General features: G+C 31.0%; 20 protein-coding genes. 3 read left to right on the forward strand and 17 right to left on the reverse strand.

Translation table 11 applies throughout. The features are described from left to right. Positions 1 to 90: 90 nt before the first annotated feature. Positions 91 to 831: a DUF6090 family protein gene (locus WPG_RS10715; RefSeq protein WP_144374453.1), complete on the reverse strand. Its 741-nt coding sequence runs from the start codon at positions 829 to 831 to the stop codon at positions 91 to 93. 302 nt (positions 832 to 1,133) lie between these two features. On the opposite strand from WPG_RS10715, the gene WPG_RS10720 reads away from it, so the two are divergent. From WPG_RS10720 to WPG_RS10730, 3 genes are read left to right on the forward strand one after another with little or no spacing between them, the layout of a single operon-like run. After that, on the forward strand, positions 1,134 to 1,358 hold the full coding sequence (locus tag WPG_RS10720; RefSeq protein WP_045472375.1) for a hypothetical protein: 225 nt from the start codon (positions 1,134 to 1,136) through the stop codon (positions 1,356 to 1,358). A 51-nt stretch (positions 1,359 to 1,409) separates the two neighbouring features. Then, positions 1,410 to 1,658 carry a hypothetical protein gene (locus WPG_RS10725; RefSeq protein ID WP_045472378.1) on the forward strand — a complete coding sequence of 83 codons (249 nt, stop codon included), beginning with the start codon at positions 1,410 to 1,412 and terminating at the stop codon, positions 1,656 to 1,658. Between the two features lie 31 nt (positions 1,659 to 1,689). Further along, the gene (locus tag WPG_RS10730) at positions 1,690 to 1,920 is read left to right on the forward strand and encodes a hypothetical protein (protein WP_045472381.1); all 231 of its coding nucleotides are present in this window, start codon (positions 1,690 to 1,692) and stop codon (positions 1,918 to 1,920) included. Between the two features lie 199 nt (positions 1,921 to 2,119). On the opposite strand, the gene WPG_RS10735 is transcribed toward WPG_RS10730, so the two are convergent. The 16 genes from WPG_RS10735 to WPG_RS10810 form a co-directional block, all read right to left on the reverse strand. Next, positions 2,120 to 2,791 (reverse strand): hypothetical protein, encoded by a 672-nt coding sequence (locus tag WPG_RS10735; protein WP_144374454.1) that lies wholly within the window; start codon positions 2,789 to 2,791, stop codon positions 2,120 to 2,122. Between the two features lie 365 nt (positions 2,792 to 3,156). Continuing rightward, entirely contained in the window at positions 3,157 to 4,194 is a 1,038-nt protein-coding gene (locus tag WPG_RS10740) for a hypothetical protein (protein ID WP_144374455.1), read from the reverse strand. A gap of 229 nt (positions 4,195 to 4,423) precedes the next feature. Further along, positions 4,424 to 5,170, reverse strand: a complete 747-nt coding sequence (locus WPG_RS10745; protein ID WP_045472388.1) for a hypothetical protein — start codon at positions 5,168 to 5,170, stop codon at positions 4,424 to 4,426. A 219-nt stretch (positions 5,171 to 5,389) separates the two neighbouring features. Then, complete coding sequence (locus tag WPG_RS10750; RefSeq protein ID WP_045472391.1) at positions 5,390 to 5,839, reverse strand: hypothetical protein; 450 nt, start codon at positions 5,837 to 5,839, stop codon at positions 5,390 to 5,392. A gap of 25 nt (positions 5,840 to 5,864) precedes the next feature. Further along, positions 5,865 to 6,344 (reverse strand): ASCH domain-containing protein, encoded by a 480-nt coding sequence (locus WPG_RS10755; protein WP_045472393.1) that lies wholly within the window; start codon positions 6,342 to 6,344, stop codon positions 5,865 to 5,867. Between the two features lie 450 nt (positions 6,345 to 6,794). Further along, positions 6,795 to 7,832, reverse strand: a complete 1,038-nt coding sequence (locus WPG_RS10760; protein ID WP_144374456.1) for a hypothetical protein — start codon at positions 7,830 to 7,832, stop codon at positions 6,795 to 6,797. A gap of 164 nt (positions 7,833 to 7,996) precedes the next feature. Beyond that, entirely contained in the window at positions 7,997 to 9,433 is a 1,437-nt protein-coding gene (locus WPG_RS10765) for a serine hydrolase domain-containing protein (protein WP_052471232.1), read from the reverse strand. Positions 9,434 to 9,596: 163 nt separating this feature from the next. After that, positions 9,597 to 10,751, reverse strand: coding sequence for a serine hydrolase domain-containing protein (locus WPG_RS10770; protein ID WP_045472398.1), 1,155 nt, complete (start codon positions 10,749 to 10,751; stop codon positions 9,597 to 9,599). Between the two features lie 161 nt (positions 10,752 to 10,912). Further along, positions 10,913 to 11,680, reverse strand: coding sequence for a DUF6090 family protein (locus WPG_RS17480; RefSeq protein WP_052471233.1), 768 nt, complete (start codon positions 11,678 to 11,680; stop codon positions 10,913 to 10,915). An 845-nt stretch (positions 11,681 to 12,525) separates the two neighbouring features. Then, a complete protein-coding gene (locus WPG_RS10780; RefSeq protein WP_045472401.1) occupies positions 12,526 to 13,059 on the reverse strand; it encodes a GNAT family N-acetyltransferase in 534 nt (177 codons plus the stop codon). Positions 13,060 to 13,223: 164 nt separating this feature from the next. Beyond that, positions 13,224 to 13,853: a hypothetical protein gene (locus tag WPG_RS10785; RefSeq protein ID WP_045472404.1), complete on the reverse strand. Its 630-nt coding sequence runs from the start codon at positions 13,851 to 13,853 to the stop codon at positions 13,224 to 13,226. 145 nt (positions 13,854 to 13,998) lie between these two features. Further along, complete coding sequence (locus WPG_RS17485) at positions 13,999 to 14,730, reverse strand: DUF6090 family protein (protein ID WP_052471234.1); 732 nt, start codon at positions 14,728 to 14,730, stop codon at positions 13,999 to 14,001. Between the two features lie 287 nt (positions 14,731 to 15,017). Next, positions 15,018 to 15,506 carry a hypothetical protein gene (locus WPG_RS10795; RefSeq protein WP_045472407.1) on the reverse strand — a complete coding sequence of 163 codons (489 nt, stop codon included), beginning with the start codon at positions 15,504 to 15,506 and terminating at the stop codon, positions 15,018 to 15,020. A 159-nt stretch (positions 15,507 to 15,665) separates the two neighbouring features. Then, positions 15,666 to 16,397, reverse strand: a complete 732-nt coding sequence (locus WPG_RS17490) for a DUF6090 family protein (RefSeq protein ID WP_052471235.1) — start codon at positions 16,395 to 16,397, stop codon at positions 15,666 to 15,668. 371 nt (positions 16,398 to 16,768) lie between these two features. Next, a complete protein-coding gene (locus WPG_RS10805) occupies positions 16,769 to 18,952 on the reverse strand; it encodes a TonB-dependent receptor (RefSeq protein WP_045472409.1) in 2,184 nt (727 codons plus the stop codon). Positions 18,953 to 18,997: 45 nt separating this feature from the next. After that, positions 18,998 to 19,315: a DUF6660 family protein gene (locus WPG_RS10810; RefSeq protein ID WP_045472412.1), complete on the reverse strand. Its 318-nt coding sequence runs from the start codon at positions 19,313 to 19,315 to the stop codon at positions 18,998 to 19,000. Positions 19,316 to 19,505 lie beyond the last annotated feature (190 nt).

Genomic DNA, 19,505 nt, shown 5'->3' on the forward strand with positions numbered 1-19,505 from the left:
TTCCCGTTAGAAAATCCTGCCACAATGAATTATAGCCATTGTTGTGCTTTCGTTATTTTTATTTAGTTTTCTTGTTCATTTTTTAAGAATTTATGGTTCTGTTTCCAAAATGATTTTATCAATAATTGTCAGTAATTCTTTAAGGTTATTTCCCGCTGATTTTACTCTATATAAATAATCATCCATAATATTTTCAAACTGTATATCTTCAAATATGTATAGCTTATCAATATTCAATAGTGTTTTGCTTTTCCATTGTAAAGTACCATACGCATCAATATCTTTCATAGAGTAATGTTTTGATAGATAAGGTACTAATTCATTATCAATTTTTAATTCAGCTCGATTAAAACTGACATCAGTTTTTTTTAGGTTTCTTGTCCATTTATAAAGTAGATTTTTTAACCTTTCATTTCTTATTAATTGTAATTTACCTGATTGTAACAAGTCAGAAATTGTGTTTTCTGAAGGTCTAAAAGAGCCAGTTTCTAGCATTACATACATTAAACTATCCAAATTATGTTGTTGGATAAATTCTCTTTTTTGACCAACAAGATTTAATAATGTTATGGATGCGTTGGAACCTTGATTGTTTTCTTCAAGTCCTAACTTTAAAGCAATTTTATTTTCTGAAAATTCGGTGTGAATGTTTTTTAGAATAATTTTTTCTTCATTTGAAAACAGTCTTTCCTGATTCCAATTATTAATTTGAAGTGCTATCAAAATTCCGATAACGACAAGAATAATCTCGCCAATTGCGTATTTAAAATACTTTCCAGTTTTATTTTCCATAAGCAAGTTTTGCCTAATTTTTCTAAAGAATTTTATCATTGGTTAGCGGTTTGTCATAATGAAGCACAACGCCCACTGTGTATGGCGTAGTGAGGCGCGCCTCACGGAAAGCTATTGTTGCGCCTGATTAGCTATACACGCTGTTGTGTGTAGTATCGTTCGGAGTTCTCGTAGACTCGACTAAATATACATAAAATTAGCGAGGTGCGACAAACAGTGGGCGTTGGTATGTAATTAGTAGAAGGGCAGCGTTTGGAAAACGCGATTCTACGTGCCGTAGGCAATTACATACCAACGTTAAGGCTATGCGTAGTGGTACAAACTGAATAGATAAAAACAATATGGCTAAAAAGGAAACGCTAAAAGATATTAATGAAGCATTACGCATAGGTAGTGTTATGCTTTGTTTTCATTTACAATTAAATATAGAGCATTGGGGGACATATAGGAAGGGGGATATTCTCAAAACATATATCAATCTATTGGATGAAGATAATGGACTAGCAAGGTTTGGGATAGAAAAGCATTGGACTATAATAAGTTGTGAGTTTGTAAATAAAGCATAACGCTGAGTATATCATTCGTTATTTTTAGCGAATTAACTTAAAACATAAATTATGACAACAGATGAACAATTAGATGCACTTATAGAAAGAATAAGTGAACATAAAAATATTAGTGAAAAGGATAAAAAGCCCCTAATAGATAATATACTATGGATACAAGCAGGAATGTCAGCTAAAAATAATGAAATGATATATAATGTTAGGAAGTCTGTTTTTAGAGAAGTTTTAGAAGACTATAATGACTATGATTCTAAATCTGATTTTGTTGAGTGGTTAAGAGATGAGGCAAATGACTCCTAACGCTTGTGTAAACCTCGTAAACTAAATAATTATGAAAAACAGAAAAGATTTTATAACAGACAAGCATCAAAGATTAATAAATGATAGTGATGAGGTTTTACACCTTGTTATGCGTAGTTTTTTAGAGCGTAAAGCTGAGGAATTAGGCACTAATTATGAAAGTTTATATGTTCAAATAACCTTTGATAGTATAGAAATATTAAAAGATGAAGGGGTTTACAGTGAATCAATAGAAACGATTCAAAGTATAACAGTAAGGTAATTACGCATAACGTTTGGGCTATGGTTAGTACGGGAATTAAAAGTAGTGAATTTCCGATTAAGCACTTAGCCAAAACTTTTTTATTTTGTTTTATATTTTCTATTTTAAAGCCAAATCAAAAAGATTTGGCGGACTTTATAAAAATACACTAAACTTTGGATTAAACACCAAAACCCGTATTAATTATAGCCATTGTTAGCTACTGCCTTTTATTCCATTCAGAGTTAGAAATAATTTCAGTCAATTCCAATGTTCGTTTTGTTCCGTCAGAATATTCCTTTTCCATTTTCACAAGCCCAAGTCCTTTTGCGTAATAACTAAACTGACTATATTCATATTTTTGGTTGGTTTTCGGAACTTCTGTTTTATAGAATCCCTTAAATTTTAAAGCTTTATATTCTCTTCCGAGTACATTGACTTTTACCTCTCCGATAAATTCTCGTCTCTTCTCAAACATTACTTTTCCATAAAATTCCTCTGTTGCTTCTGAAGAGTAACGATATGGATTATCAGTTTTCCATTTGAAAACATCTAATTCAATTGGTTTGTTAATTATTTCTTTTTCTTTCTGTCCATTTTCATTGGTTCTATAACTTATAAATTCAAGTAATTTAGAACCTTCTTTAGTTAGTTCCTCTTTAAAGAATTCGTATTGTATGAATTCAGAGTTGAACGCCTCTGTAATAATCGTGTTTTCAGTCAGATTGGAAGTTAGTTTCCAATATTCCGTTTTTGATGGTTCAGATTTGCATTCATATTTATACACTTTACCTTTAGTCAATTCAGACATTGGGAAGTAATAATCTTTTATGGAACATCCTGATAAAATCAGAATTATGATAAAAATTGTAATTAGTTTTAGGTATCTCATTTCCCAGGTTGTAGCTAACGCCCACTGTGTATGGCGTAGTGAGGCGCGCCTCACGGAAAGCCATTGTTGCGCCTGATTAGCTATACACGCTGTTGTGTGTAGTATCGTTCGGAGTTCTCGTAGACTCGACTAAATATACATAAAATTGGCGAGGTGCGACAAACAGTGGGCGTTGGTATGTAATTAGTAGAAGGGCAGCGTTTGGAAAACGCGATTCTACGTGCCGCAGGCAATTACATACCAACGTGATTGTGTATGGTTAGTTGCGTGGTTAATCATCTAATTTAGCAAATAAATCACAGATAGAATATTCCGCAGGAATGTTCTTAAGTCCGCAGTGAACTAGCAATTAATTATACACGGTGTTAGCCTTTCGTTTTTTCATAAATTGCACTAATATTTCCACCCCAACTTAAATATAATTCTCCTTTTTTTGATCGATTAAAAATCACTAAGAGCGGACTACTTTTTCTCTTATCAACGAAAATTGAATTGTCGTACCATAAAATCTCTACATCATCAAAATCTTCATTAGAAAGAAATAATTGACCATTTACTTCTTTAATTTCAATAGTCTTATCCCAAGAATTATTCACAGTTTCTTTTAATTCATAATTCCCTACAACTTTATTTAAACCCAAAGAATCCTTAATTGAGTTATACGTTACATTTTCAGGAATAGAATCTTTACTTTTAAGTAGTTCAGCTATTTTATTATACAAACGAATTGCGTCTATTTTATATTTTTTACTTTGACTAAATAAATTTACTCTATCATTCATATATTTAATCACCATATTTTTATAATGATTATCAGTAAGGACATAGTTTATTAGCTCTTCTGAAACTAATCCTTTTGCTTGTTCTTGATACCAATTAAAATTTGATAACTCATCGAGATTTTTGTAAACAGTTGAACGAATTCTTTCATTATAATTATCAAGAGTAGTTTTATCGGTTTCGTATAAATTTTTCAAATCCTTAATTATATAACTATACTTTTCTGGCACATTATCAATATTTCTTTTAAAATTATCATAACCATTCGAAATAGTATTGAAAGAGCGATAATTATAGCCTATAGTTACATAGTTTTCTGTTCTATAATCTTCGTAGGTATACTTATCATTCAATATTAGTTTTGCAATTGAATCTGTATAAATTTGATAATCAAAAATCGTTTTTGAATTCTCAATATCCTTCACTAAATCATTTTGAACCTCTTTTAAGATACTTGTTATTTTGTCCTCATTAATTTTTTTCTGATTACTATTATTAATATTTAGCGCAATTAAAATACCAATAACAACTAAAACTATTTCTCCAATAGCATATAGCAAATATTTACTGAATTTGTTTTCAGTAAGTAAATTTTGACGGATTTTTCGGAAGAATTTAATCATTGGTTTCTTGGTTGATCTTAATGAAGGCTAACGGTCTTGTGTATGAAACGTAGCGTGTAAAAAGACACTAACTTTTCGGATTAACACAGAGCCGAATTTTTATATTTTGTTTTAATTTATCAATCTTAAAAGCCAAATTAAAAATTTGGCGGTCATTGCAAATAAGTACAAACCTTTCGGTTAAGCACTTATTAGCTATGTTTTATACACCGTGTTACCAACTGGCTTTTTACAGTTCATTTTCATAACCTATTTCATTCAAATCGCTTTTAAGTTTTTCAAAATCCTCAAACTCTGGATTTATTTCGAGAACTAAGTCTTTTGATATAATTATTCCAGAATAAATTTTTTCTACTAATTCTAATTTAAGGTCTCTATTTTCGAATTCTTCTTCATAATATTCTTCAGCCCAATTTTTATAAGTCAAAGGCTTTCCGTCTAACAACTGTAATAAATCGCTTGAACCATCTTTATATTCATCATTAGGTAATTCAATTCCTCCTATTTTCCAGTTATCGTCAGTTTTCATTTGCCAAATACAAAAAGTTGTTCCAATACTTTTGACAGGTTCTCCAAAGATAAATTCGTTAAATTCTTTTGGTAATTTATCAAGAATTCCGTCTGCAATTTCTTGAGTCAATTCCGTTTTTACTTCTTTTTTTGAGTCAAATAGCTTTTCGAAAACCGATTTTTTTTCTTCTACAGTAATATTTTTCCATCCATTCAGTTCACTCCCTTGAGCAAATCCGTTTATACAAGTTCCATCTTTGCTAAAAACGATTAGCATTTGGTCTCCTTGCCCATTTCGCATTTCACAAAATTCTTCTGTTTCACTCCAATGTTTTTGATAAGAGTAATATCTGTATTCCCATTCAGGACAAATGATTGCTTCTAAAGCAGAAATTGATTTACAAATCCTTTTTAATTCACTTTGAGAGGGAAGAAGCTTTAAATTTTCAGTAGAAATTTGTTCCATTTACAGATTTTTATTCGGCTTGTTGGTAACGTTTGGTGTAAGGAACGTAGGGCAGAGGATAAGCACTGTCTTTCGAATTCTCACTAAGCCAAATTTACATATTTTGCTTTTATTTTTCTCTAAATGCCAAATTGGAAATTTGGCGACCACATAAAGAAACCCAATCCTTTTGTACAAGCCCAAATGGCCCTATGTTTTTTACACGTTGTTGTAATGCGTTTATTTAGCAAGCTCAATTTTACATTCATCTCTAAGACAGAATTCTCCTTTTAGTTTACTTAAAATCAAATCGCCAAATGTCAAATCTATTTTTTCGTTTATTCTATCATAGAGAATATTATCAATCGTATTATATGTATTTAGTGAAATGTACTTTATAATTAAACTGTTTATTATCAGTAATGGTAGCTTTAAAATTCCAAGTGTCAAATTTTTTAATCCTATAAATTCACCCTCAGAGTCAAAGTGTTTGTCATACTCAAAATTTTCAAAATTCAAATTGTATTTCTCAATAAATTCAATCAGCAAGAAATAATTGTCATCTCCCCACAACTTTAAGTCATCAACAATTTTAGTATTCAGGTTATTTATTTTCTCTCCAGAAGCGTGTTCAAGAAATTTTTTAACCTCCAAATAAGCATCTTTTATTTCAGTGTATTTAAATTTCATATTTTACGATTTTGGTAATGCGCTTTTATTTCAGGTAGATTGTCTTAAATTGTTCGCACACTATTATCATATTTTCGTCAAATTGTTCATTAAAAGGTTTCATTTCTCTTGTATAATAATCTTTATGAACTCTTTTCCAATATTCTAATGATTTGTCACCTTCTCCTTCAATTTTGGCAAATTCAGATGTGATTTTATTGTATGGGATTTGCTCTATTTTAGTAGTTTCAATTATAGCTTTAGCATTACCATTCCAATCTGTTACAATATACTGGTCTCCAATTTTTGGCAATTTTTCATTATTTTTTTCAAACCACCACAGAGAAGTTGCTGTTGCTCGTTTTATTCCTTTTACAACCAATTCAGCGCATTCATCCGCGTCTTTTTTATTATCACAAAAATAAAATGAAATTGGTACTTCTTTATTTTTATTGTCAGGATTCTTTTCAAGGAAACTACTCCATAAGGCTTTAACAGAATGTTTTCCTATTTCTTTTTGATTCATTTTGCTATTATCCGAGTCAGTTTTACAACTTATTATTGTTAAAATGAATATGATATAAAATATATTTGATTTAATATTTATTGTTTTTTTTAATGCATTACAACGCCCACTGTGTATGGCGTAGTGAGGCGCGCCTCACGGAAAGCCATTGTTGCGCCTGATTAGCTATACACGCTGTTGTGTGTAGTATCGTTCGGAGTTCTCGTAGACTCGACTAAATATACATAAAATTGGCGAGGTGCGACAAACAGTGGGCGTTGGTATGTAATTAGTAGAAGGGCAGCGTTTGGAAAACGCGATTCTACGTGCCGTAGGCAATTATATACCAACGTGTTTGTATATGGTTTGTTGCGTGTTTTAAGCACCTAATTTAGCAAATAATTACCGACCAAGAAAGTCCGCGAGGACTTTCGCAAGTAAGCTAGAATTAGCAATAAATTATATACGGTGTTAGCCTTTCGTTTTTTCATAAATTGCACTAATATTTCCACCCCAACTTAAATATAATTCTCCTTTTTTTGATCGATTAAAAATCACTAAGAGCGGACTACTTTTTCTCTTATCAACGAAAATTGAATTGTCGTACCATAAAATCTCTACATCATCAAAATCTTCATTAGAAAGAAATAATTGACCATTTACTTCTTTAATTTCAATAGTCTTATCCCAAGAATTATTCACAGTTTCTTTTAATTCATAATTCCCTACAACTTTATTTAAACCCAAAGAATCCTTAATTGAGTTATACGTTACATTTTCAGGAATAGAATCTTTACTTTTAAGTAGTTCAGCTATTTTATTATACAAACTAATTGCGTCTATTTTATATTTTTTACTTTGACTAAATAAATTTACTCTATCATTCATATATTTAATCACCATATTTTTATAATGATTATCAGTAAGGACATAGTTTATTAGCTCTTCTGAAACTAATCCTTTTGCTTGTTCTTGATACCAATTAAAATTTGATAACTCATCGAGATTTTTGTAAACAGTTGAACGAATTCTTTCATTATAATTATCAAGAGTAGTTTTATCGGTTTCGTATAAATTTTTCAAATCCTTAATTATATAACTATACTTTTCTGGCACATTATCAATATTTCTTTTAAAATTATCATAACCATTCGAAATAGTATTGAAAGAGCGATAATTATAGCCTATAGTTACATAGTTTTCTGTTCTATAATCTTCGTAGGTATACTTATCATTCAATATTAGTTTTGCAATTGAATCTGTATAAATTTGATAATCAAAAATCGTTTTTGAATTCTCAATATCCTTCACTAAATCATTTTGAACCTCTTTTAAGATACTTGTTATTTTGTCCTCATTAATTTTTTTCTGATTACTATTATTAATATTTAGCGCAATTAAAATACCAATAACAACTAAAACTATTTCTCCAATAGCATATAGCAAATATTTACTGAATTTGTTTTCAGTAAGTAAATTTTGACGGATTTTTCGGAAGAATTTAATCATTGGTTTCTTGGTTGATCTTAATGAAGGCTAACGGTTTTGTATAAGATTAGTTGCGTATTTTAAGAACTAAAGTTAGCAAATAAATCACAGATAGAAAGTCCGCGAGGACTTTCGTAAATAGGCTAGAACTAGCAATTAATTTTATACGTTGTTGTAGGTAGTTATTATTCTATTTTTTTAAATTTATAGTTATTGTTTACCATAAATCCATCTACTTTTTTATCAACTGAAAATTCAATTGTAGTACCACTTTCTAAATCTATGAATTTGGTATTTGTCATAGGAATAAGTTTTAAGTTACCAAAAGGGGTATTAGGTACAAAAAGTTGATTTTCTTTATATTCCACTTTAAGAGTTGTATCATATTTTTTAAGTTCATATTTCCCAATATATTTTTTTAAAACAGAATCTTCTAATTTTATAAGTTCGATTGTTCTAGGCTGACTTAGTGACCAATTATAATAATTAGAGATAGCATTTTTAATTTCTGATATTAACTTGCCTCCATTGTCAGCGTTTGTCATAACTATTACTGCATTACCTTGATAAGCATATGCTTTCATATCATTAGTAAAGCCAGCATTTTTACCACCATGTCCAAAAATTAAAGAATCTTTCTGGTTTTGTAAAGAAGGACCAAGTCCCCAATCATTTTTATGTTTTGTGAGCATTTTGTCAACAGTTTTTCTTGTTAAGACACCATCTTCTTTACCTTGTACTATATTCTGTATTTCTATACAATACATTGCTAAATCTGAAGCTGTAGTCCATAAACCCGCTGCTGCTTGTTCTGGATAATTGTTCCATAAGCCTTTAATTAATTTGCCATTTCCGTCGTAAGCAGAACTAATATTGTTTTGCCATTCTTTAGTTATTGGTTGTAAATACGTGCTGTTTTTCATTCCAATTGGAAGCAGAATGTTTTTAGACATGTATTCATCAAGAGTTAATCCACTGACATCTTCAACTACTTTTTCCATTACTGTATAACCACCACCAGAATATCTCCACATACTTCCAGGGATAGTATCGACCAATATTTTTGCTGTATTTCCATTACCATTTAAAACATCAATGATCTCAGGAAATTCATCTGTTTGTTGGTAACCGGGAAAGCCATGAACTGTCATTCCTGCTGTATGCGTTAATAGTTTTTCAAGCGTTACTTTTTCAGTATTAGTAAACTTGTTTTCTGGAATCTGCCAATTTTTTAAGTAAAAGTTCACATCTTTATTTAAATCAAGGCTATCATTCTCATAAAGTTTTAAAGCCGACAAAGCAGCCAGAGGCTTACTTATAGAACCTGCTTGGAATAGAGTATTCTCATCTACTTTGGTTCGAGTATCTGTATTTGCAAATCCGTATCCTTTTGCCCATTTAATCTTTCCGTTTTCGACAACTGATATACTAACACCTGGGACTTTGTAATAATCCATCCTTTCTTTAATGTTGAATTTCTGGATTGAATCTCCTTCTATTTGAATATTCTTTATCAATCCATTTTCAATAGCACTTATTTCTGCTTGAATTTGGCTATCTTTTTGAGCAAAGCAATTGCTTATTAGGCTTAATGAGAAAATTAGATAATAGATGTTTTTCATAATAGTGGCTTTAATTACCTACAACGAGTTTGTGTATGATTTCGTTGCGTGTTTCAGCAACTAAATTAGCAAATACAAACCGAATAGAAAATCCGCGAGGATTTTCGTAAGTAGGCGAGTACTAGCAATGAATTATACACGGTGTTACAGGTCGTTATTTTTTTCATTCAGTTTTTTTTGATATCATATTATATATTCCGCTGGAAACATTTTTAGGATTGTTCGAGACATTGTTATTAAATACAAGAACCTTAATGCCGTTATTTGTATCTACAATAAAATGACTTCTAAATCCAACAATATATCCTGGATGACTAATTATTCCGTCTGTAAGGCTTAATCCATAACCATACCATGGTCCTTTTTCTTTAAGAAAAGAAAAGTCATTTTTAATGTATGGTGTAGTCATTTTTTTTATGGCAATGTCATCTATGACTTTTTGGTTATTGTTGGTGTAGATACTAGTCCATTCTAGAAAGTCATTTAGTGTGGTTACTAAATTCCCATCTGGCTCTGTAACAGGTAGACTAATAATATCATCAGGCACATGTTTGTTCAACTCATCATCCCATCGATAGCCCATGGCTTCATCATTTGCCACAGTATAATTCGAAGTATTATGAATAAATGAATTATGCATACCTATAGGTTCAAAAATGTGCTTTTTCATATAACTGTCATAAGGTTCTCCAGAAGTGTTTTCGATTATTTGGCCTAGTAAAGTATAGCCAATATTAGAATAAGAAAATTTAGAACCTGATGGAAATTTTAACTCCTTTACCATTGCTTCTTTTATCATTCCATCTACCGTATTTCCTAAACAAAAACCTTTTTCAACCTCATAATAATTTCGAGTCAACCCATAATCTTCAATGCCACTTGTTTGAGTTAATAAGTTATGTATGGTAACATTGTGCCATTTGTCAGAACGATATTGAGTAGGTAAAAATTCATTGATAGATTCTTTTAGATTAATTTTCTTCTGTTCCAATAGCTGCATTATTGCTGCTGCGGTGAATTGTTTGGTGATTGAGGCAACATGAAACTTTGTGTTGATACTATTCTGAATTCCATCTTGAGCCATTCCGTAGCCTTTAGCATGAATTATTTTATCGTTCACAGCGACAAGGACAACGCCTGTGAAATGCTCCTCACCAATCTTGTTATTAATCAATAATTCTATTTCAGAATGCGTAATCTCTTTTGAAAGATTAATTTCTTCTGTGATGATTTTATTTCCTGTTTCATTTTCCTTGTTCTTGCAGGAAAAAAGAAGAAGCAAAATGAAAATAATGTTTAATGCTTTTATATATTTCATTGGTTTGTTTTAATGACCTGTAACGGTTTTGGCTATGATTTTGTTACGGAAAAATCAGGAGGATTTTTTCGTCATAGCACTTACTATAGTAAATATACAAGGATTTTCCGATTAGGAAAATCCGCCGTAATAAATTATAGCCATTGTTGTGCTTTCGTTAATTAATAATTTTTTAATTCTGATTTAATTAGATTTCTCAGGCTATTATTTTCTTCAATTACAATTTTTATTCGCGTGTAGAAATCATTCCATTTTACATTAATCTCAAATAAAAGTTGTTGAAATTTATCTGTTTTTGCTAATTGAATTAATCCATTTTTATCAAGTAAATTTTTTCCATTGAGCTGTTTATATGAATAATCTTCAAAATTTTTATCTTTTAGATAAAACCAATTTTCAGTATTGTAAAGTTTTTCTTCTGCAAGTAAGGGCTTTAATTTATTTTCAATTAGAGGGGTGAGTTGGCCTAAATAAATAGACTCCATATCATCTATGCTTCTTGTATATGTGATTAATGCTTCTTTAATTTTTGTATTATTTATGGTTTCCGCTTTTTCACCAAAACCAGAATTAATAAGTTGTTTAAAATACAAAGATCTTCTTATTAGAGTTGGCTCTGAAATTGAGTCTAAAGATTTGTTGTCTACTCCCACTTTAAATAGCTCTAAATGTAGTTTTTCAATCTGTTTAAACTGTTGAGTGTAATATTTAAACTGTATGGAATCCGTACCTAAATTTTTGTAAATATTGGTTAAGACATTTTTTTCTACATTCTTAAATTTTCGATTTTCATTCCAATTATTTATTCCCAATGCAATTAAAATACCAATAACTACAAGAAGAATTTCGCCAATTGCGTACTTAAAGTACTTCCTGGTTTTTCCTTCTGAAAGTAAATTTTGTCTAATTTTTCTAAAGAATTTTATCATTGATTAATTGTTGGTTATAATGAAGCACAACGGTCATGTGTATGAAACGTAGCGTTGCTTAAAAGTAGTATATTCTGGTTAAACAATGAGCCGAGTTTTTATATTTTGTGCTTATTTATCACGTTTAATGCATAAAAATCTAAAAAATTGGCGGAAACAACAAGAAATCACAGACCTTATGATAAGCCAAAACTAGCTATGTTTTATACATTGTGTTGTGCGGTCGTTATTTCTTATGCAGCATGATTTATCCGTTAGTTTTTATCCATCGTCCTGATCTGTTTCGCCTCAAACCTGAACCTAATCTTTGCAAAAATCCGTACGCTCTGTACCAGATTTATCCATCAAAAAAATACGATCCTTTTTAGCGATTACTACCTTTTTTATTTTGAGTGATCACGAGTGCATTTTAATGACGCACAACGCCCACTGTGTATGGCGTAGTGAGGCGCGCCTCACGGAAAGCCATTGTTGCGCCTGATTAGCTATACACGCTGTTGTGTGTAGTATCGTTCGGAGTTCTCGTAGACTCGACTAAATATACATAAAATTGGCGAGGTGCGACAAACAGTGGGCGTTGGTATGTAATTAGTAGAAGGGCAGCGTTTGGAAAACGCGATTCTACGTGCCGCAGGCAATTACATACCAACGGTTTGTGTATGGACAGTAGGGCAGATTCGAAGCACTTCACTTTCGGTTTACCACAAAGCCAAAACAAACGTTTTTACTTTTAATTTTCTTTTTTGTTAAACGTCAAAACTTTGTTTTGGCGTTGCCTGCTCAAAGAACAGGACTTTCAATTTATCTCTAAATGCCCTATTGGCTATACACTTTGTTACCACACGTTATTTTTCAATTTCATAGAGTACACATTTTTCCAATTCCTTATATTCTGAAAGTAAGGGATGATTAAAACTTTTAGTCTTTTTCATTCCGATTTTTTTCATCACTTTTTTAGATTTATCATTTGTTTCTGGACAAATCGATTTAATATTCTCTAATCCAATTTCGTTAAATGCAAATTCAAGGCATTTCTTCGCACCCTCTGTTGCAAAACCTTTTCCCCATTCTGTTTTAGCTAATCTCCACCCAATATCCACACAAGGTGTAAAGTCAGATTCAAAGTTCTGTTCGGCAATTCCTATGAAACCAATAAACTCTTTATTGTCAAGTTTGTCAACAGCAAAATAACAGAATCCATTTTTAGAAAACTGAGTTTGCATTCTCTCAATGAATTCATCAGTCTGTTTCTGTGTTGGAATAGCAGGAAAATGCTCCATAACTTTAGGGTCAGAATTTATTTCCCCCATTTTAAGTTTGTCATTTTCATTCCAATTTCTAAACCCCAATCTTTCGGATTTGAAAATATAGTTATTCATTCGGTTTTGAGTTTTTTTCTAATGTGTGGTAACGGTCCAGGCTATGAGTAGTTGCTTGGTTTAGCACTTAACTTTGCAAGTACACACCAAGCTGAAAATCCGCGAGGATTTTCAGAAGTAGGCGAGAACAAGCAATTACTTATAACCATTGTTGTAAAACGTATTTATTTATTCATTATTTGAGTTGCTTCCCAAACATATTCTTTTCCAAATTCTCCAAAGTAACTCATATAATCACCATTTTTAGAAATTACAACAAAACTGCTACATGGATAATGATGTTCAAAAAATAGTCTTTCAATAGTCCCTTCTGGGTCTTTGTACCAAGTCAAAACTCCATCATATTTTTTCAATCCATCATTCTCTTTGTAAATATAAATAGGTTTAGTTTGAGCAACTTGATTGATACCATCTTCTAACTGTCCAAACCAAATCTTTCTTGATTCTTTTGTAGCTGAACCGCTAGAATTACAAGGGTCTTTTCCAGGGTAATATATTATAACTATTGGCTTAGTAGAATCCAATTCAAGATTTGTAGCTTTCTCAAGTAATAATTCAAGACTTTTTCTATCATTTATTTTCCCCCGTTTTTCTCTTAAAGTCAATTTTCTATGATTAATTGAATCTCCTTGAACGTTTAACAATTTATTCGTTGAGCGAATTCGGTTAAATTTAGATTTACTTATTTCTACATTATTTTTATCGAAATATCTTGTTTTGTCCTTTCCAATTTTAGTCGCTGAACAAGAGCAAATTAAAATTCCGATTATAAATGTTAGCAGGATTTTTTTCATATGTTTTACAACGGTCTCGGCTATGAGTAGTTGCGTGGGTTTGTATTTAACTTTATTAGGACACACCAAGTTGGAAATTCCGCAGGAATTTCAAAAGTAGGCGAGAACAAGCAATTACTTATAGCCATTGTTGTGATTTCGTTATTTAATAATTTTTCAATTCCAATTTAATTAATTCTCTCAATTTATTATTTTCCTCAATCACAGTTAGAAGTCGAGAATTAAATTCATTCCATTTTATGTTGAGTGCTAATAATATTTGCTGAAACTTCTTAGTCTTTGCAGATGCAATCAAACCATGCTCATCAATAATATTCTTCCCTTTTGTTTCTTTAAATTCAAAGCCACTGAAGGTTTTATTTTTTAATTCAAACCAACTTTGAGGGTTGTAAAGTTCTTGTTCAGCTAAATAAGGTTTTAATCTTTGTTCTATAAGTTTCTCAACTCCATTTAAATAGATATCATTCATAGAGGTTATACTCTTTGTGTACAAGATTATTGCCTCTCTAACCTTAGAATTATTTATTTCTTTTGAATTTTCATTGAAATCAGAATCAATTAATTGTTTAAAATGTAATGTTCTCCTTATAAGAATAGGTTCTGAAATTGATTCTATAGTTTCATCTTTAAATCCTATATCATATAATTCTACATGTAATTTCTCAATCTTTTTATATTGACTTTTATAATAATCGAATTGTATTGAATCACTGCTCAAATTTTTATAAATATTATTTAGTACAACCTTTTCTACTTGAATATTTTTTCTGTTTTCGTTCCAGTTATTAATTCCTAATGCAATTAAAATTCCAATTACAACAAGAATAATTTCGCCAATGGCGTATTTAAAATACTTTCCAGTTTTATTTTTTTCCATAAGGTCATAGCGTATTTTTCGAACGAATTTTATCATTGGTTAGCGGTTTCTGATAATGAATCACAACGGTCTCGTATAACCGTCAGTTACGGATTTAAAGTTACGTTTTTTTCCGCTGTAATTAGTTTTATTAATTTGTAAGAAGTTTCATATTTTTAACCAGCTGCGCCGTAATTGCGGTTATACATTGTTGTAAAGCGTTTTTTATGAAATCCAACTACTTATTATTTTTTCAAATTCCCATTTTTCATTAACTTTTCTATAGACACAAGTATATCCACCGCCACTTAAATATACCGTTTTTTATTGTGTTTACTAACTACCCAACTATTGTCAATTTTTACAGTTGCTTTATTTCCTTCTATTTTTATTAGGCTAAATGAAATATGCAGAAAATCTTCCCAAGTTCTATCAGCTATATTTTGTAATTCCTCTTTTGATTTTAAACAATAGCTAACGCTCTCTATTTTATTCGGAATATCATTTGGATTTAGAAAACTCAAACTTTCATTCCAATCCTCTATTGAAACAAAATCTGTCTTGTCGGTTTGGTATTCATTCAGAACGTAAATCCGATGTTTTTTCCATAGCAGTTGATAATCAGGAATATCTTTTTGGGTAACGGTTGCTCTTTTTAATGATTCATAAATCAATTCTTTCAAGTCAGAGTCCATTTCATACTCCTTTTGTATGCAATTAAAATGTCTGTCTTTTATATAAAGAGGTCTTGAACAACTTGATAAGACAATAATCAAAAGAAATATAATTTTTTTCATCTGGTTCGGTCTCGAAATGCTTTACAACGTTGTTGTGTATGGCTCGTTGCGGAAAATCAGCTATGATTTTCCGCTGTAACCGAAAGATAGCAAATTGCAATGAATTCCGATTAGGAATTCAGCCGCAATGAGCTATACACGTTGTTGGCAACTGTTTTTTTATTCGGTATATTCTATTAATTGGTTTAACGTTACCTTGATTTGTTTATACCTATTGTATTTATGTGTCTCATATATGTTTAGGTCATTCACGCAATTTTCAAATTCAGAGCTCAATAATAAGTGGTCATTAGATTGTAAAAGTTGAGAACCTTGAACTCTTTCTAACATATATTTATCTATTTCTCTCCAAGAACCATTTTTTTTAATGAAGTCCACGTAGTATTGAAAGGAATAATCGCTTCTCTTTTCAAGTGACTCTAGGTCTTCAATCAAGCTCAGCCAATCATAAATTAATCTCTTTAGCTCATTATTTTCAACTGAATTTAATTCGCCAGAATTTTCGAGAGATTTTATATTTAAATTAGTTCTCTTCCATTGAGAAAATCCAAACTTTGACAATAAACTATCTAACTTTTCACCTTTAAATTTGTTACTTGCTATATTATTCATCGATAGCAAAAGATGTTCTGATGAGTTGATATAGGATTCAGATAATTCAATTGCTGAATTCAGATTTTTTAGATTATTATTTAGTTCTAAAGTTAAGTTTTCAAAAATTAAATTCTGTTGCTTAATTTCAGCTTGATTTTCTTTCCAGTTATTTATTCCTAATGCAATCAATATTCCTATTACGACAAGAATGATTTCTCCGATGGCATAAATCAGATACTTGCTGAATTTATTTTCATTGAAAAGTTTTTGTCTGATTTTTCTAAAGAATTTTATCATTGTTTTAGTTTGGTCAAAATTGTTGCCAACGGTCTTGTATATGGCTCGTAGCGTGTAAATTAGCGATTATTTTCGGATTAAGCACAAGCCAGATTTTTAAATTTTACTATTTATCTTTTTTATTGGAAATCGTCAAAATTATAAATTTGGCGACTTTCCAAGTATGCATTAACTTCGTTTAAGCAACTAATTAGCTATGAGCTATATACGTTGTTGTGCATAGTGCTTTTTACGTTCAGCTTTGGTTTCCAATGTTTGTTTTTAGTTCGGATTAGAGCGTTGGAAAAGCCATACTCTTTTACAGTTTTGATAGTGTGCTGGCTGATGCGACTGTAAATGTGTATGGCTTTGCGTGTAGGCATTTTAATTACTCAATGTTCCTCGTTTCCAAATGGTTTAATAATAATACCAACGCTAAATATAAATCCATCTGTTGGTGCGTAAATTTCAGGGAATTCTGGATTTTCGTGTGGTGGCAACACCAATGGTGAAAATCGGCTTTGTCTTCTATCGGTAAAGTTTTCAAAATTCACGAAAACACTACCAAATTTAAAGTTACGCATTGCCAATAATCCCATTGTTACAAAATCTGTCGTTTCTGTTCCATTTGATAAGAATTGTTTTCCCTTATAAAACGTTTCATAACCTATTCTCCATTTTTCAGATTCGTACATTAATACACTTCCCGCATTATGTCTTGCTGTTAACGGTTTTTGCGGATTGCCTGGTAAATAATTCAAACGTGTGTCGATAAAGGCGTAGTTTAAAAACCATCTGAAATCGTTGTAAGTGAATTTGATGTTTGTTTCTGCTCCTTTGCTTAAAATTTCGTCAGTTGCATTTGAAAATTCAAACAAACCCGTATCTGTACTATTTAATAATAAACCGTTGTTTATTGCAGTAACATAGAACAATTGATTTACAGAAAAACCAATCTCATCAGTTAAACGTATTTGATAATTAAAATCAAGATTTATACCATAAGAACGTTCTGCCTCAATTGAAGATTTATCAATGCCGAGAACATTTTCAAAATTGATGAATTCTGCCTCTTCTGTAAATATATCTGGAATTTTGTACCCTAAACCACCACCAATTCTACTTGAAAATCCTTTATCAGTTTTATATAATAATGAAATTCTTGGAAGTGGAAAAAAGCCAAAATCAGTATGGTAATCGGCTCGTAAACCAGTTTCCAAAATCCATTTATCTGAAATATCGAAAATATTGTTTGCAAATATTCCATACGTTACATCAGTTTGGTCACGTTGCAAAGTTGAATTATCATTTTCATTAAAGTCTGAAGTATATAAGTTTGCTCCAAAAATCCAATCTGCTTTTGATGAATCTCTTTGATAGGTGATTTCAGTAAATGTGTTTATTTGTTTTCCATCGAAACTGAAATCTGGTATTGTCAAATTTCTATCAAAAAACGAAACGCTATTTTTAATGTTGAAAGAGTTTATAGAATCTAATTGAGTTTTGTAAACTGCTTGACTACTTAACCTTTTTGAAATGTTTTCCTCTGCATATTGATGAATTCCATTTGCTCCACTTTCTATTTTTGTAATGTCTCCACCAATTCTATCATCATACGTGCCGTTAAGGCCTATCCAAAATGTTGTTTTATCTGATGGGTAATAAAAGAATTTTGGATTGAACGAAATCGAAGTTGTTTGTGGTAAATTACTAAACTCATCATCTTCTGGGTCGAAAGCCTTTTGATAATGAGCAGAGCCGTACAGTGAAACACCAAACTTCTCATTCCGTTTGCTGTAAAACACGTTGACGGTACTTCCCAGCGCTTGTGTTTGCGTTAGCATAATATCTAAAGCTTGTTCATCGTCTGGTGTTTTTGAAACCATATTTACTAAACCTGCAATTGCTCCACCTCCATAAAGTGTTGATGAACTTCCTTTTATGATTTCAAATTGTTGTAAGTCCAAAGGCGGAATTTGTAGAATACTCAAACCACTCGAAAAACCACCGTAAAGCGGAAAGCCATCTCTTAAAAGTTGTGTGTAACGTCCATCTAAACCTTGTATTCTAATGTTTGTATTTCCGCTACTTAAAGAAGTTTGTTGCATTTGAATTCCTGTACTCTCACGAAGTACCATCGAAATATTTGTCGGGTTCATAATGGCTTTTTCGCCTAATTCCTCAACTCCAATAAATTCTATTCTTGTTGGTATTTTCTTTACGGTTCTTGTACTTCTTGAAGATTGCAATACAACTTCGTCCAATTCGTTTCCTCCAGTTTTTAATTTGAAAATTAAATCGAAACTATTCGGAATTTGTATTGTAGTTTTTATAGTTTCATAGCCTAAATATGAAATTATGATACTGTGTTCTCCGTTAGGGATTTCTGTAAAAGTTGCTATTCCATCAAAATTGGTTACTGCTCCTTTTTCTAATTCCTCAAAATATACTGTTGCTCCAAACAAAGGTTCATTTTCGGCTTCTGAAAGGACTTTTGTTTGAATATCAGAGGTTTGTGCTTTAACAAAAAAGCACACTATAATTGTGAGCGTTGCGCTCAATATGTATTTATTCATTGAAAATTATAATTGATTAACTAAAAATTGACTTTCTGTCTTTTTTTAGGTCATCAATTGTGGCGGTTGCCAAATATTGGAAAGAAAATCAAATCGATAGATTGATTGATAATCAGATATTATTTCTGTAGAAATATGATTGTTAATACCTAATTCAAAAGTTTGAATTGGTTGATATGTAATTGTCATTCCACAACAATTACAAACGCAAGTTATAGGGCAAGAATCATCACTATCTTCTTGATGGCTGTGATTTGCACTAATCTCATTTTGATGCAAATCTTCCGCATTGTTTCCATCTGAACAAGGTTTTACAGATAGAACCAGAAATAGAATGGATAATATGACTGCGATGTTTTTCACTTATGCAAAGGTAAAATTTTTTCCGTGCAATGGTGTTGCAAAAGTCGTTTCCTAACTTTTTTTGTATTCGGTTTTTGAGCGTTGGCAAAAAACAGCTCTTTTATTTTTTTAAGCATTGGCTTTTCGCTTTGGCAGAAAAAATAAATGTGCTGTTTGTGCGGTTGTTTTTTTTAGTTTAAATGTTGATGTT

Source organism: Winogradskyella sp. PG-2, from assembly GCF_000828715.1.
In the GTDB taxonomy this organism is placed as follows: domain Bacteria; phylum Bacteroidota; class Bacteroidia; order Flavobacteriales; family Flavobacteriaceae; genus Winogradskyella.